This is a genomic window from Cellvibrio mixtus subsp. mixtus J3-8 (assembly GCF_000766945.1).
GTDB lineage: Bacteria > Pseudomonadota > Gammaproteobacteria > Pseudomonadales > Cellvibrionaceae > Cellvibrio > Cellvibrio mixtus_A.
On record NZ_KN266208.1, the window covers coordinates 535,615 to 551,411 of the forward strand.

Here is a 15,797-nt window from a genome sequence, read left to right on the forward strand (position 1 = left end):
ATTATGCCCCGCCGAAGCAATCACTTCCGCCGCCATTAATCCCGCCGGACCGCCGCCGATAATTACTACTGTTTTTGCAGGGGCAATATCAAAAATATCGAGTTGATTCACAATAAAAACGCCGATGAGAAAATTAATTCTGCATCGGCTTTCCTTTAGAACTACATAGGTAGCGATTTGGGTTCCGGTGTATTTTCCAAGACCGTGGGCCGCAGGGATGCGGACGGCGAGCCCCCACGGATGGGTTCACGGCGTGTATTGGAAAATACACCGGAACCCAAATCGCGGGGCTAATAGAAAAACTATTTCACACTGGCCTCAAACGGCGATGCAGGCAGACCCGCGCTATTATACAGATTTGCGCCTTCCGGGTTATCTGCCCATGCATAACGCACCCATTTCGGCTCAGCAACTGATTCCGAGGAAACAATTACCTGGTCCTTCTTTACTTCCGCCTTCGCCCACACAAACCTTTTATCAGCGCCCGCAACAGCGATCTGCTTTAATTCTCCGCCGCGCACATCCAGTCCCTTACCCACATCCGCAAAGCTCAATACCAATTTGCTGCCGTTGGCTTTCACTTTTTTCAGGCTGGGTCCGGATGCCAGCAATGATCTTTTACCGTATGCGATTTTGCTTGCACCCAACGCCAAACGCTCACCGACAGTTTGCTTATCCAACGGATGAATATCATTCCATTCACCCACATCAATAGCGACAGCCATAGCAGTATTTTTTAATTCCAATGTCTGGCGTTGCGCCTCACGCAATTGTGCCCATTTACTTTCTGCCGGCTGTGTATTTGCCGGCAGAAAATTCGCCAACTGCACAAACAAAAACGGGAAATCACCTTGCTTGAATTGCGCGCGCCAATCGCGAATTAAATCGGCAAATAAATAGCGATATTCCGACGTGCTTGCCGCACAACTTTCATCAGCACACTGCCCCGCCGGTTGGCGATGAACCCCCTGCGCATCCGCCCGTTCCACATTGGATTCGCCCTGATACCAAATCACTCCTTTAATTTTTAACGGCAATGCCGGCGCTAGCTTCGCGTTAAACAATGACGAGGGCAAATAATGCAAGGTGGTGGTTGGTTGCATGGAACCGGCACGCGCGGCAATTTGATATTTCCATTCACCTCTCAGATCAATTGATTCATCACCAAAAATACCTTCGCCCAACAACAATGCGTAGCGTTTATCTTTCACAAAACCGGCATTCGCCGAATAACTGGTAATGCGAATGCTAATACTATTGGTGCCTGCCTTTAACACACCGGCTGGCACAGAATAAATGCGCGGAGGATATTGATAACCGGTTTGCCCCACCAATTGCCCATTTATGTACACCTGATCACCATCGACAATACAACCCAACCACAGCGTTGCTTTTTTCGCAGCCTGCGCTGCCGTCAACTCAATGGTTTTGCGAACCCATACCGCACCATTCGTAAAATCGCTGCCCTGTTCTTTTAAAAGTCCGGGCACCTGAACGCTTTTCCAGTCGGCAGTATTTAATTTTTCCTGCTGCCAATTATTTTTCAAACCGATATCCGCTGCACCCAAATCAGCAAACCATTTATCGCTATTAGCTTTATCTTTTGCGATGGTTGCCTGCACATAAGCATCATCTTTAAATGGCTGTAATTTTTGCTGGTAGTGCGGATATTTATCCAGTACCGATTCACTCACCCAGGCTTCAGCGGGTGAGCCACCGACAGGGATAGTGATCAGGCCAATCGGCACATTATTTTCGGCATGAAGCTTTTGCATAAAGAAAAAACCAACTGCCGAAAACGTGGCCATATTGTCCGGTGTTGCGGTTTTCCATTGACCTTGCGTGTAATCCTGCAGGGGACCGTTAAAGGCATAAGCAACAGGTACATTGAATTCGCGAATGTTTGGTTGATTCGTAGATTCAATCAATCCCGGATATTTATATTTCACACGACTCAGCGGCAGCTCCATATTGGATTGCCCTGCAGCAATCCATAAATCGCCCAGCAAAATATTTTTCCGTGTCAGCCGGTTTTTGCCACTGACTTTTAACTCATGGGGACCACCGGCTTTAAATGCAGGAAAAGTCACCGACCAGCGCCCTGCATTAGCTACTGTCGATAACGCCTTCCCTGCGAAATTAACGGTAACCTGTTCACCGTCATCTGCCCATCCCCATACGGTCAAAGGTTTATCGCGTTGCAGGATGGCGCCATCACTTAACAGGCGCGGAAGTTGTACATCGGCAAAGGCTTGGGTGGCGGCCAGCGTGAATATGGCCAGGGCAGCAAATTTGGATAATGTTGATTGCTTCATAATTGTAAAATTCATAGGCATATTTTCATTATTGGTTATAAGCAGTAGGGTGAGGCACTTGTATACCAGATAAAAGCATAAACCAAGTTTTACTGTTTGCGGCGACTTTTACAGAAATTGATTCGCCCAATAAAAAAGGCAGCCAAGCTGCCTTTTAAAAAAAAAATATGCCTCGAATGCGCTACTCTGTAGCGTCGCGATTACCAATCAACGCCGTGTAATTCTCGCGGTAATCTTCCATATGTTCTTTTAAATGATCGCGAAAACGGCCCGTGAGGTAATTGGTGGTGCCTTCTACATCTTCCGCAAATTCACTTTTATCCAGTGAGGAATGGGCCACCACAAAAGCATTAAAACGTGCGGCCGCATTGAGTAAAGCGGCGGCCACAATACCGGGATCGGCTGCATCACACGCATCGTTCGCCTGGCTGATAAACGCTTCTACCTGCCCCCAGTAAATATCTTCATCATTCACCGTTGAACCATCGTTTACATCGGACATAGCAACCTCACTCATCATAGAATTTTGGCAAATTATAAATGGCAAAGCCCCCGCTGTCAGGCGACAACGGGGGCTTTGTTAACACCGTGTTTATTTTATCGGTGCAAATGGCTTGGTTTTGAAATTGGTACCACGTAATTGCAACAAGGCTTTGCCCGATTTTTCATTCAGCAATAAATTCTCGTAGATGCGAATTAAATCGGCCTTGGTTACCTTTTGCAAAGCGGCCAAATTGCGGTCTCGCGCATCAAATGCATATTTCCCCTGCCAGAACTCCTTTGTGTAACGCGATGCTTCTGCGTAGAAATCCGTAGGCTTTTCCAATACGTTGGCAATTAACGCTTGTTTTGCTTGCTCGATTTCTTTTTCGTCCGTGGATTTCAGCGTTGCCAGATAATCCTTACGGAATTTGTCCATCCGTGCCTTGATACCAGGCAAATCGGTATTGGAGCTTTGCACCAGCATTACAAAACCGGGAACATCATCTACCGGATATTCAAAGCTGGTCACCACATAACCCAATTGCTCGTGGGTACGCAGCTGCATAAAAAACGCATTGCCAAACAACGCATTTAACACAGCGAGCTGCGCTTGCTCATCATCCGATTTTTTACTGCCAAACCAGGTTTGCAATACCGCGCTATCTGCCAATTCCACATCTTCTTTAAACTCGGTAACTTTTCCCGCCGCTGGAATAATGAAGGAATTTATTGCACGCGCTTCCGGCAAGCGTTTGCCCGGTAAAATCTGTGCAGCAGTTTCAGCGAAATGTTTTACCTGCGCCTCTGTGTAATTGCCCACGGCGAATAAACGCAACAGCGCATTTTTCTTCACCGCATCCTGATAAGCAAGCAAATCCGCTTTGGTAATTGAAGCCAGGGCCGCCAATTGCTCATCTTCGTTGTAACCATTTTTAGTGGTTACACGGCCAAGGTCGGCAAACAGTTGACGGAACACATGGTTCTTCTTGGCATTGAGAAGATTTTTCTCCAGGCTATCTTTGGCTTCAGCAAACCACTGGTCAGTAATTGGCAGTGCCGCGAAATTTTTCAATAACTGGGTCAGTAACAACTCATGTTTAGTGGTATACCCGGTAATAAAAATTCCTTGCGAGTTAGTCACTGTGAGCTGTAAATCTACACCCAGGGAGGCACGCGCCGCACGGTCAATCAATGTCAGGTTTTGTTTGGCAAAGACATCATTTAACAATGACGCCAATACCGCCTGGCGTGGCGATGATTTAGCAAAATCTACGTTAATTTGCAGTGAAAGTTGGCCTTTATCTTCACGATAAAACTCCGGGTGGACAAGATAGGCTTCAACACCAGCCTGGCTAATAACCTGGTGCGGCTTCAAGTAGGTATTTTCTACAATCGGCGCTTGTTTATCGGTAAACAAATCATTCAACGGTGGCAAATTAAATTTATAATTTGCTTTCAATGAGTTCCAGCGTTTGTATTCTTCAGCAGTGATATCGCGAATAGCGTATTTGCCATCAAAGAATGCAATTGGGGTATCCACTTTTTCATTGGGATTAACATACCAGACGCGCGCACGGTTTTCTTCCAGCTGCGACAACACTTGCTTGATCGCTTTCGCATCATAACGATCATAGACATATTCGGAATTCAGCAGGTTTTCCACGGGCAAATCAAACTGTGCCATGGTTAAAGCGATTGCTTGCTGCAATGGGTCCGGCTTGGGGGCGTTGGCAAAATCCTTACTGCGCATGGCTTGCAATTCGCGATAATAATTTTGGTCCAACCCTTTGGCTTTAATTAAATCTACATACGCAAAAATCGCCGCAATAATTTCATCCTGCTTTTGCAAACCGGCATCGGTTAAGTCTGCCTGCACACGCAAAATTCCATCCGGGCCATAGGCCTCACTGTCAAAATAAGCCGTGAGTGTTTTCACCAGGCCTTGATTACGTAATTGCTCACCCAGCGTACCCGGTTCCTCGGAAGTCAGCAGGTTATGAATAAATTCGTTGGGCTTTAATCGCCATTCCGCTTTATTGGATTTCACCGGAAAATCCACATACAAGGATTTCAAATCCTTAATGGGTTTGTAATGAATACTTTTACCCCATTCAGCTTTGGTCAAACCCGCCTCAGCGACGTCAGGGAGAGGGATATTTTTATTAGGAATACTGGAAAAATGCTTTTGTGCCAGTGCTTTTAATTCAGGCAGGGATTGTTTACCTACCAACGTTAATTTCATGATGTTTGCAGAGTAATACGCATCATAAAATTTTCTCATTTCATCATTAAGCACAGAACCTGGCTTATCTTTTAACGTATCCAGATTACCGATATTAAATTTGGAACTGGGGTTAGCCGGATTAGCCGTATAACCTTGCAGCGCATAAAGGTTCCATGGGTCTTGGGCTTTTTGCAATGACCATTCATTATTTACCGCATTGCGCTCTTTATCGCTGTAATGTGGATCAAACGTTGGCTTTTTAAAGTAATCGCTAAATCTGTCCAAGGCATCGTCAAATTTACCGGCATTGATCTGAAATAAATAATTGGTTTTATCGTAAGCGGTAAACGCATTGGTCGAGCCGCCATTAGCCTGGGTATATTTCATAAACCCATCAGGCTCGGGAAATTTTTCGGTGCCTAAAAACAACATATGTTCAAGATAATGAGCCAATCCTAATTGGTCCTTTGGATTATGTGCGCTACCCACACCTACTGCGAGTGATGCCGCCGAATTTTCCAGGCTGGGGTCAGACACCAGGACAACCTGCAAACCATTTGGCAGCAGCAATGCGCCATATTGGCGATCATCATTAGGGCTTTTAATAATAGTGACATCTTCAAGATTGCGAACAGCAGTTACGGTTGACGTCGACGCTGCAGTAGTCGTGGTTTCACAGCCAGTAAGTGCGACACCGCCCAGCAACAAAATACCGAGCGCCAGCGCTGAATAACGTTTGGACATAATAGATCCCTTGTGGAATTGGTCGGACATTCAAAGCAGGCAAAGCCTAACAGAGTTTGCGGTGGTACGCACTCACGTGCAAGTGCATATAGAGTAGTTGACGCAACGAGGGATTATGACTAATTAAAAAGAATGGGGTTCCTTATCCAGGCCCGGATTATCGCTGTTATATTTTGTTGAATCTTTATTGCGATATCTTTTCAGGAGTTGGAAACTCAACACGGCTTACAGTAGAAGTAAAATGCCGCTGGGCTTGCATGGCTGCCCCCCAGGTTTCTTCCTTCACTTCGCGCCGGATTCCAATCAAGCGCGCACGTTCTTGCTGGTACGTCATATTCACCGTATTTTGAAACTGGAAACCAATAACCAGAAAGACTCGCCCTGAACCGGTTTCGGTAGATGCGCTGGCAAGCGGCGTGCCTTTATCATCAATCCACAACGTAAAACGGTGATGATATTTTTTTACATATTTGCGATATTTTTTATCAATTTTTTCCATCGGCAAGCTGAATGTCAGCGATCTGGCCGGCTTGCCATCATAGGTGTCTTCCTGTTCACCTAAAAAGGTGTAGCGCTCCAGCGCCAACTCTAATTGCGCGGCGGGATACATCAACTCCCGCCACTCCCAATAATCAAATTCCCCAACTGCATTCAGTGCTGAATTCCTAACATTTTCATCAGCGATTTTGGCCAGCTCTTCCTGATGCAATAAAGCGAGCACATCGGCCGGATAGGCAATATGCATCCCATGAGCCCCGTCTTCCAGGCGGACATTAATCAAGCCTTCCCGTTCAATTAATTCATCGTCTTCGCCGGTATGCCCAAAGAGTTTGAATTGCACATCCATTCCAATAGGATTTGAAGCATGCATTTGTTTCAGGGTTTTACGTAAATCAGTCAAACCATCGGCCCGACTCCAGGGAGCCAGAACTGCAAGGCAACACACAATAAAAATATATTGGCGACTATGCAGGAAACCGTGCCTGATCATAAATATCCTATTGCGCAGAAAAAATGGGAATCCGTTAATACTAGACCCATTCTTACCGCAAAGATTCCCGCCGCTACCGGCAACCAGGAATGACGTTACTTACCGGAACGCGCATTGATATGGCTGGCGCCACTGGAATCGGTTTTTGCCTTGGGGTTGCCAAAATAATTCACACTGGATGCTCCGCTCGCTCCCGCCTCCAACTCATCAGTTACGGTTAATTCAATATGCGATGCACCACTTGCATCCACTTTTGCTATTTTCGCGGTAAGCGCTTTTGCGCGGAAGTTACTTGCACCACTCACATCCGCTTTCAATGATTGGGTGTTGCTTCCACCTTTAACATCCACATTCGCAGCGCCCGACAGATCGTAATCTTGTGTTTGGCTATTAATACTGTTGATGCGCACATTGGAGGCGCCGGATAAATCCAGGCGGAAATTGGCGGCGTTCAGCACGGCAAAATCTGCATTGGCAGCACCGCTATTACTTACTTCCAATTTATCTTCCTGCAAGTCCCCTACTTTTGCATGGGCCGCGCCGGATAATTCCAGATATTCCAAATGCTTCACGCGCAATACAACGCGCACGCGCCCTTCTCCGTGGCCAAACCAATTAAAAAAATTGCTATCGCTTTTTATCCAAACACTAACGCGTTTTCCGGTCTGATCAACTTTAACGCGCTTCATCACTTCAGCATCGGCTTCCACACGCAAATACTCAGTCCCATCCTGGGTAATTTCAATGGTGGTATCGCCACCGGCAACAAACTCGGTGAAATCTTTTACCGGATAGGTTTTTGCTACAGTTTCCGCCAATGCGAAGGGAGCCAATAACGACAGCACCAGTGTTGGTATGAATGTTTTGATCAACATAATTTTCTCCAAAAAAAATTCACATTTAAATTTCAACGGCCGGTGTTTCAGCATCGGAAGTATTTATACGAATCAGATCGAGCTCACGAATAGCCGGAATCTGGTTGCGCAGTTGGTCTTCAGTGACATTAATTGCGGAAGCGGCACGACATAAGCTGGCACCACGCGTTTCCAGTTCTGCCCCTACTGATTGGATTTTCGCATCCACCTCATTGCCAAATCGCTTCATGCGCGCCTCAAATGTCTCCGCATTGTCATCCGAACTGAAAATCTCCCTACCCGCTGCGAACAGGATTTCACCAATCGAATCTTTTACCGAAGTTTCAACAATACGTTCAATACGGGTTTCAAAATATTGCCCAAACAATCCAGGCATTCCATCCTGCTCGCGTTTAAAGTCGATGGTTTCACTATCAAAATAGCGACGTACATCGCCTTTCAAGTGATTTAATTCACTGGCCAGCTGGGTTGAAATTTTATTGCTTTCACCTAAAAAGTTATCAATTGCGGTGGTGGTGCCAGCATTTGCCAAATCGATTACCACCAAAGCCATGCCACGAACTTCAGGTAACAAAGCGCGTATCTGCTGGTCATATTGCGCAATCAGACGCTGTTGGTCGCGATCAAGATCCAGTTGCTTGCCATCAACCATCAAATAACGATGGTCTTTAATTTGATAGACAGTCGTGCTGTTGTCATAAAATTCCAGAGCATCGGGCGAAATGCGCAAGCCGACGTCTATGTGCAGGTTGCAGTTCTCCCCTGCAACCACTGAACTGGTCATCAATACCAATGCGAGCAAGAGTAGCGATTTCATACAAACTCCCTGGGTTATGCACAGCAACCATTGCTGCGATTACTGATGATTAAGATGCAGATCACCACCACATGGATTCACCAGGCGCAATTTTTTTAATGCTCATTTTTTATCCTTGCTTTTCAGTGGATTCCCTTTTGTCGTTCATAAATAAGAGGCAAATTCAAGTCTGGCAGGGGCGAGGATTTTGGCGATAATGGAATCCTTTCGATTTCGCCGTAACATGAGTCCGATCTATGACCAGCTTACCCAGTATTGCCAAGCGTATTGCCGATGAATTAAATGTTCAGGAACAACAAGTTAGCGCCGCCGTAGGGCTATTGGATGAAGGTGCAACCGTACCCTTTATCTCCCGTTACCGAAAGGAAGTCACCGGCGGCCTGGACGATTCGCAAATGCGTACACTGGAAGAGCGCCTGCGTTACCTGCGCGAATTGGAAGAACGCCGTGCCGCGATCCTTAAATCCATTGGTGAACAAGGCAAACTGACACCAGAGCTGGAGCACGAAGTATCCATCGCCGATACCAAAAACCGCCTGGAAGACCTTTACCTGCCCTACAAACCCAAGCGCCGCACTAAAGGCCAGATCGCCAAGGAAGCCGGTTTGGAGCCCTTGGCAGAAGCACTATTGGCAGATCCGACACTCGCCCCGGAAGTGGAAGCGGCAAAATATTTCAACGCCGAGCACAATATTAATGATGTGAAATCCGCGCTCGACGGGGCCAAATACATCCTGATGGAAAAATTCAGTGAAGATGCAGAACTCCTCGGTCGTCTGCGCCACTTCCTGCAACACGAAGCTACCTTTAGCGCGCGCGCAGTGCCGGAAAAGCTCACCGACACATCGCAAGAGGTACAAAAATTCCGCGATTATTTTGAACACGACGAACCGCTTAAATCGGTTCCATCGCATCGCGCACTCGCTATGTTCCGCGGCCGCAATGAAGGCGTGCTGAGTATTACCATTAAAGTGGGCGATGAAGGTGCTACCGCATCATCTGCAAGCAAGGGCCACCCCTGCGAAACAATGATTGCTGAACATTGGCAAGTGAAAGATAGTGGTCGCGCTGCCGATGGCTGGCTCGCTGAAGTGGTGCGCTGGACCTGGCGAGTAAAACTACTCACCCACCTGGAAACTGATTTGCTCGGCGAGTTGCGTGAAAAAGCGGAAGAAGAAGCAATTAAAGTGTTCGCATCCAACTTAAAAGATTTGTTACTCGCTGCACCCGCGGGCCAAAAGGCAACAATCGGTTTGGACCCTGGCATGCGCACCGGTGTAAAGGTAGCGGTAGTGGATGCGACCGGCAAGGTGTTGGATCACTGCGTTATGTACCCGACCCCTCCACTGAATAAAATTGCCGAATCCGAAGCAATCCTGGTTCACCTGTGCAACAAACATAATGTCGGTTTGATTGCGATCGGCAACGGCACCGCATCGCGCGAAACTGAAAAATTTGCAAAAGATGTATTGAAAAGACACAGCGATATTAAAGCCAGCACTGTGATCGTCAGTGAAGCCGGGGCATCGGTTTATTCAGCATCTGAATTTGCCGCTAAAGAATTTCCGGATCTGGATGTAACCATTCGCGGCGCCATTTCGATTGCACGCCGTTTGCAAGATCCACTCGCGGAATTGGTAAAAATCGATCCAAAATCGATTGGCGTAGGCCAATACCAACACGACGTTTCCCAATCACAACTGGCGCGTTCGCTCGATGCGGTAGTTGAGGACTGCGTGAACGCGGTTGGCGTGGAAGTGAATACCGCATCAGCTGCATTGCTGGCGCGCGTGTCTGGCCTGAACAATACACTCGCCAATAATATTGTAGAGTTCCGCAATCAAAACGGCGCATTTGCATCACGTGCAGCGCTGAAAAAAGTCCCGCGCTTCGGTGAAAAAACGTTTGAACAAGCGGCAGGATTTTTGCGTGTGGCAGGCGGAGATAACCCATTGGATGCATCCGCCGTTCACCCCGAATCTTATTCAGTCGTAGAAAAAATCGCGCAGAAAAATGCACGAGAAATTAAAGGCCTCATTGGCGACTCTTCATTCTTGCGCGGATTAAAAGCAGCGGATTACACCGATGAAAAGTTTGGTGTTCCCACCGTAACTGACATCATCAAAGAATTGGATAAACCTGGCCGCGACCCTCGCCCTGAATTCAAGACAGCGCAATTCCAGGAAGGTGTGGAAGAAATTACCGATCTGGTTCCCGGGATGATCCTGGAAGGCACAGTAACCAATGTAACCAACTTCGGCGCGTTTGTAGATATAGGTGTGCATCAGGACGGCCTTGTGCATATTTCCGCACTTTCGCATAACTTTATTAAAGACCCGCGCGAAGCAGTTAAAGCAGGCGATATTGTGAAAGCAAAAGTGATGGAAGTGGATGTCCCGCGCAAACGTATCGCACTGTCTTTGCGTTTGGATGACACTCCCGGTGAAAAAGTAGAGGGCAATAAAGGCTCACGAGCCCCATCACAAAACCAGCAACGCGCAGCACAGAAGAACAATCCTGCTCCCGCCGCAATGGGAAGCATGGGCGCATTGCTGCAACAAGCGCTTAAGAAAAATAAATAGTTGCTGATAATCGCCCCTGGATTATTCCCCGGGGGCGAATTTGCCGGACGTTTTTATGAATGGTTTCCCCACTGCCTGTAAATCTGAATGCACGCATGAGGGGTAAGGCCGAAGCGAAATGCCTGGAAAAATTACGCAAAATTAAACCGAACAGCGTACAGACAAAAGAACCTGTACGCTCTCACATCAAAAGAAATTAAAACCGATAGTCGATATTAAGAGACAGGCCGGTTAATTCCACATCCGAACTACCACCATCCCCTTTTACTTTTCCATCCATAATCATTCTGTATTCCAGATTGACATTCAGATGTGGCGTCACAGGAAAACCTACACCCGCTCCATAAGAAAAACCATTGATATCCAAACTGTCATCCACTCCAGGTTCTCCATCAAAACTAATTTGCCCAAAGGTATAGCCAAACAGCAAATAGGTTTTGGCGGTATCATTCGAACTTTCGGTACGGTAATAAATTGACGAGTATAGAATATCAAGGTCATCGGAAGCATACCCCAGACGCGCCTCGCCACCCACAAACGGATTCAGCTTGTAACCACCAACCACTTCTACCGCATTCCAATCGACATCAACATTACGGCCTTCTTCTTCGACGTCAATGGTCGCCAATCCGCCACCGGCATAAAATCCGCCTGTCGAATTATCACCCGCGATAACAGAAAAAGAAGTGCTCCCCAAGATTAACGCAACTAACCAATTTTTCATTTTCAATTCCTTTAACATCATTGTTGTTATGGCTTAACGGGAGTTAAATAACTGATCCGCTAAAACCTGCGTGGACATAATAGCCAATCAATCCATAATTTCCAGCCGGGAATATTTTCCTAATGAATTAATCCCATAGTCCCTTCATAGGTTAACTTGATGCCCGCCAGCAATAAAAAGCCATAACTCAACCAATAAAATACTTTATCCGAAACGCGGTGATGCAAATACACCCCCAGCATCACCCCAAGGGGAGCCAAGGGTAATAACACCAGGGAGGTATAAAAAGATTCACCGCTGATTTGGCCCAGCCATACATAAGGAATTAATTTAATAAAATTAATAATGGCAAAAAATAAGATTGTCGTTCCCGCCAGTACCGATTTGGAAAGATGCTGCGGTAACAAATAAATAGCTACCGGCGGGCCACCTGCATGGGCGATGTAGCTGACATAACCCGCAATACTTCCCCAAATACTGCCGGCAATTTTATTGGGGCTGCGTTCCTGCAATTGCTCAAGGAAACGTTTACCCCACAAATAGTGGGCTACAAAATAAATCGATAAAACTCCGATAATCAACCGAATCCAATTCGCATTAGTCACTTCAAATGTGAGAGCACCGGCCACCGTTCCCAACAAAGCGCCAGGCAACAATATTTTTAGGTTGAGTTTGTCCCAGGTACCGCGAAAGCTCCATAGGCTCACGGCATCCATACTACATAAAATAGGCAATAAAATAGCGGCGGCGAGACGCGGATCAATCATCAAAGCCAACAATGGAACGGCGAGCGTGCCAAAACCACCACCAAAGCCGCCTTTAGACATACCAACCAGGATAACCACAGGAATAGCCAGGCAATAAAAGAGGGGATCAGAAATCATGGGCTACATCTTTTGCAAAAAAGACTAGCATGACGAGAAGAGTTGTTTTTAGCTAGCGCAATCCTTGCGCTGCGATAAAAATTTACGCGATGTTTTTATTGCAAACTTTTACCCAGGTTTTTATTCAAGGGTAACGGGATAATAATCGTATTCACAGTAACCGGAATTCGAATCGCAAACTTCCAAAAATAAATACACCAGCTGCGGTACTTTGGCGATCAGAGGATAAATATCTTTTTCTAACGTCGAACCATCACATGACATATAAAAGTCATTGGTGTACTCACAAATCCAGCTACCATCCTGATCACAACGTCGGCCGGCACCACACACCTGTGAATGAATTGCCAAACTGCCGGCAAGTACCGGACGATCATTAATGCGCAAGGTTACTCTGTAATCCTCCAGGCTATTCACTTTCCAAAACACTTCGTAAAGGCCATCGTAACGATAAGGTGTTAATGCCAGTGGAGCATGCTTGGGAATAGCGGTATCAGTATCGTAACTATCGATAATATCGAATACGCGCAACTCGGGAACATAGTCATCGTGATGCGGATCATCAACAGCAGAGGAACCTCCCCCACAACCCGCAAGGGCCAGGAACGAAAGAGCAAGCACTGCGATCGACAATATTTTTTTCATAGCATCAACTCCAGTTGGATACGGTATTGATGCTAGGATTTTGCTACTGAATCGCGCCTGAATAATTCTGCCGCAGCAATATTACGGGCGAATGTGCAATTGCGATTTTAAATTTACTGATCCATCCTCTTCCAACACGGCATGCTGGGTCGACTCGGGATTAATAACTACCACAATCGGCTGCATGAATAGCGGCCGCCGCACAAACCATAAATGCCAGCCAAAGCTTTCCAGGCTGTGTAATGCGACTAGCTGTAGTTCGTTAAGGTAGCGGCCAAGGTCAATAGGCACCGCTTTTTGGATACCGCGACGATCATCAACAACATGTTGCAACCGTTCGGCCAGACTGGACTTGCCTGCGGGTGTGAACCCGCTTGCCACTGATTTGCGTAGTTCCGGCATACCCCAACTCCCTTAGTTGTTTAATACCAGCCTACCCTGCATTAACAATTGCCCGCAAAAACTGTGATAGGCCTGCTATCAAGTGTCGTTAAAATAATCATTTTTGTCAAAAACCGTCTTGGAATATCCAGAATTCCTATCAGCATGGTTTTACATAATTATTCTGTCGCCACGCTGGCGAACTCGCTAGAATCTAACCCAAATCAATAAGATGGATTTCGGTCGTGCCTTTTTTCCGTACACTCACATTTCAGGAGTTTCATCCAATGAACATATCCGGGTTAACCAAATCCATATTTGTCGCCGCCAGTTTTTGGGTTTGTGTATTCAGTCAGGCATCATTTGCCAATGATGCGGACATTGAAACACTTGGTAAAAAGGTAACGGCATTGTCCAAAGCCATGATTGACGCCGATGGCAAAGCACTTAACGCATTATCGTCACCAGCACTCAGTTATGGGCATTCCGGTGGACATATTGAAAACCAGGCCGAATTTATTGAAAAAATCATTAGCGGCAAATCTGACTTTGTCACCATTAATGTGAATGACCAAACTATTAGTGTTTCAGGGGATACCGCTATTGTGCGCCATACCCTCACTGCAGACATCAAAGATGGTGGAGTGCCTAACACTATCAAACTTGGTGTATTGCTGGTGTGGCAAAAGCAAGGCGGCGACTGGAAATTGCTCGCACGCCAGGCATTCAAATTTCCATCACAGGCAATTTAATATGCAGGAATTATTATGAAACTCTATGGCAGTTTTACCTCGCCCTTTGTGCGACATGTGCGCATCGTATTATTGGAAACGGGACTACCCTGCGAGTTTATTGAAACCGATCAGGCGAGCAGTGCGATTAAATCGCCCACCAAACGCGTTCCTTTTTTAGAAGATGACGCTATTTTCTTAACCGATTCCAATTCGATTATTAAATATTTGCGTGAAAAGGCGGGTCAGAATTTTTGTAAAACTGCTAAAGAACTCGATGAGCTTTGTCTGGTGAATACCGCGTTGGAAGTGACGACGAATTTATTTTTTATCAAACGCGATGGCGTGGATATCAATATCAGCCCTTACCTGCAACGCCAGGCCGCCAGGATTGATTCCACGCTCGCGGAATTAAATAAACTTCCACTATCGCACGCAGCACCCTATACAGAGACGCAATTGCGTTTAGCGTGTTATATCGGTTGGTGCAAGCTTCGCAACCAGGTTGATTTTTCCAAATTTCCAAACCTGGAAAACTTCTATGCCGGTGCACTCAATTATCCTCACTTCCAGGCGACCCAGCCGCCACAAAGTTAAATTCACACTCAAAAAAAATCCTTGGGCCGGCCTCCGGCTCAAGGATTTTTTGCAGTAGCCAGGCAAAAGTTATTCGTGGATTTTTACATTCCCATCACGGGCCACATACAAACTCACAACGCCGGCATCCAGATCCGGAGCTGAAACCACCATGCTTTTATCAATAGACAACTTGTTGCTATTAATCGCTTCCGAAAATGATTCCATTGCCTGATTAGCCTCATCAATATTTGCTACCGCCACTTTAATCTGGCAGCGGCGGGATTTACACACCACTGATTGCGGCACAACTTTGCCTGCCAGGGCATCGCTATCAAACAAATTATAAAGCCGGGACTCATAATCGGAAGCCCATTGACCATCCACCGCTTCAGTTTCAAATTTTGCAGCCATATCTTTTACATAGCCGCCACCGTTACCTGAAGAAACGGATTGTAAGTATTGATTGAAATCCTCCGAGTTTTTACGCGCCTTATAATATTCCTCGAAACTCGCAGCATCGGCTACCGGAGGTGGAAGCTCATCTGTCGATTTACCCGTTTTTTGTGGTTGTCCGCCACGGGCTGCTTGCAAATCTTTGGTTAATTGTCGATTTAATTCTTCCAATTGACGAATGTAATCAGCATGCACATTCGTTGGTGGTGGCAGGTTACTCTTCTGAGGACTTTCCACGGCCTGCGGAAAATCTGCCGCAACAATATCCTGGCTATTCTCAGATAAAACTGAATAGGTGATTGCTACGCCTAATCCAAAGGAAACCACTGCCGTTGCAAATATTTTTATCAATTCCTGTTGCCTCCGCTT

General features: G+C 46.4%; 14 protein-coding genes. 3 read left to right on the forward strand and 11 right to left on the reverse strand.

Translation table 11 applies throughout. The features are described from left to right. Positions 1–302: 302 nt before the first annotated feature. From A596_RS12795 to A596_RS12820, 6 genes are all read right to left on the reverse strand, one after another. Positions 303–2,330, reverse strand: a complete 2,028-nt coding sequence (locus tag A596_RS12795) for a sialate O-acetylesterase (RefSeq protein WP_200882918.1) — start codon at positions 2,328–2,330, stop codon at positions 303–305. 166 nt (positions 2,331–2,496) lie between these two features. Further along, positions 2,497–2,817 (reverse strand): DUF3144 domain-containing protein, encoded by a 321-nt coding sequence (locus A596_RS12800; protein WP_039915250.1) that lies wholly within the window; start codon positions 2,815–2,817, stop codon positions 2,497–2,499. Positions 2,818–2,907: 90 nt separating this feature from the next. After that, positions 2,908–5,766 (reverse strand): insulinase family protein, encoded by a 2,859-nt coding sequence (locus tag A596_RS12805; protein ID WP_039915251.1) that lies wholly within the window; start codon positions 5,764–5,766, stop codon positions 2,908–2,910. Positions 5,767–5,950: 184 nt separating this feature from the next. After that, entirely contained in the window at positions 5,951–6,757 is an 807-nt protein-coding gene (locus A596_RS12810) for a hypothetical protein (RefSeq protein ID WP_039915255.1), read from the reverse strand. Positions 6,758–6,852: 95 nt separating this feature from the next. Then, positions 6,853–7,632 (reverse strand): GIN domain-containing protein, encoded by a 780-nt coding sequence (locus A596_RS12815; RefSeq protein ID WP_160280136.1) that lies wholly within the window; start codon positions 7,630–7,632, stop codon positions 6,853–6,855. Between the two features lie 25 nt (positions 7,633–7,657). Then, positions 7,658–8,449 (reverse strand): DUF2884 family protein, encoded by a 792-nt coding sequence (locus A596_RS12820; RefSeq protein WP_039915259.1) that lies wholly within the window; start codon positions 8,447–8,449, stop codon positions 7,658–7,660. Between the two features lie 236 nt (positions 8,450–8,685). On the opposite strand from A596_RS12820, the gene A596_RS12825 reads away from it, so the two are divergent. Then, positions 8,686–11,031: a Tex family protein gene (locus tag A596_RS12825; protein WP_039915261.1), complete on the forward strand. Its 2,346-nt coding sequence runs from the start codon at positions 8,686–8,688 to the stop codon at positions 11,029–11,031. Between the two features lie 196 nt (positions 11,032–11,227). Here the strand turns inward: A596_RS12825 and A596_RS12830 are convergent, their stop codons facing one another. The 4 genes from A596_RS12830 to A596_RS12845 all read right to left on the reverse strand — a co-directional run bounded on the left by A596_RS12830 (position 11,228) and on the right by A596_RS12845 (position 13,686). After that, positions 11,228–11,755, reverse strand: a complete 528-nt coding sequence (locus A596_RS12830; RefSeq protein ID WP_039915264.1) for a porin family protein — start codon at positions 11,753–11,755, stop codon at positions 11,228–11,230. Positions 11,756–11,874: 119 nt separating this feature from the next. Beyond that, complete coding sequence (locus A596_RS12835; protein ID WP_039915267.1) at positions 11,875–12,639, reverse strand: sulfite exporter TauE/SafE family protein; 765 nt, start codon at positions 12,637–12,639, stop codon at positions 11,875–11,877. Between the two features lie 120 nt (positions 12,640–12,759). Further along, entirely contained in the window at positions 12,760–13,284 is a 525-nt protein-coding gene (locus A596_RS12840; RefSeq protein WP_052417476.1) for a hypothetical protein, read from the reverse strand. 81 nt (positions 13,285–13,365) lie between these two features. Then, positions 13,366–13,686, reverse strand: a complete 321-nt coding sequence (locus A596_RS12845) for a hypothetical protein (protein WP_052417477.1) — start codon at positions 13,684–13,686, stop codon at positions 13,366–13,368. Between the two features lie 266 nt (positions 13,687–13,952). Here A596_RS12845 and A596_RS12850 point away from each other — a divergent pair, with 266 nt between their 5' ends. Together A596_RS12850 and A596_RS12855 are read left to right on the forward strand one after the other, a co-directional pair. Beyond that, complete coding sequence (locus A596_RS12850; RefSeq protein ID WP_039915268.1) at positions 13,953–14,417, forward strand: nuclear transport factor 2 family protein; 465 nt, start codon at positions 13,953–13,955, stop codon at positions 14,415–14,417. A 15-nt stretch (positions 14,418–14,432) separates the two neighbouring features. Beyond that, complete coding sequence (locus A596_RS12855; protein WP_039915270.1) at positions 14,433–14,993, forward strand: glutathione S-transferase family protein; 561 nt, start codon at positions 14,433–14,435, stop codon at positions 14,991–14,993. 69 nt (positions 14,994–15,062) lie between these two features. On the opposite strand, the gene A596_RS12860 is transcribed toward A596_RS12855, so the two are convergent. Beyond that, positions 15,063–15,779 (reverse strand): hypothetical protein, encoded by a 717-nt coding sequence (locus A596_RS12860; RefSeq protein WP_039915271.1) that lies wholly within the window; start codon positions 15,777–15,779, stop codon positions 15,063–15,065. Positions 15,780–15,797 lie beyond the last annotated feature (18 nt).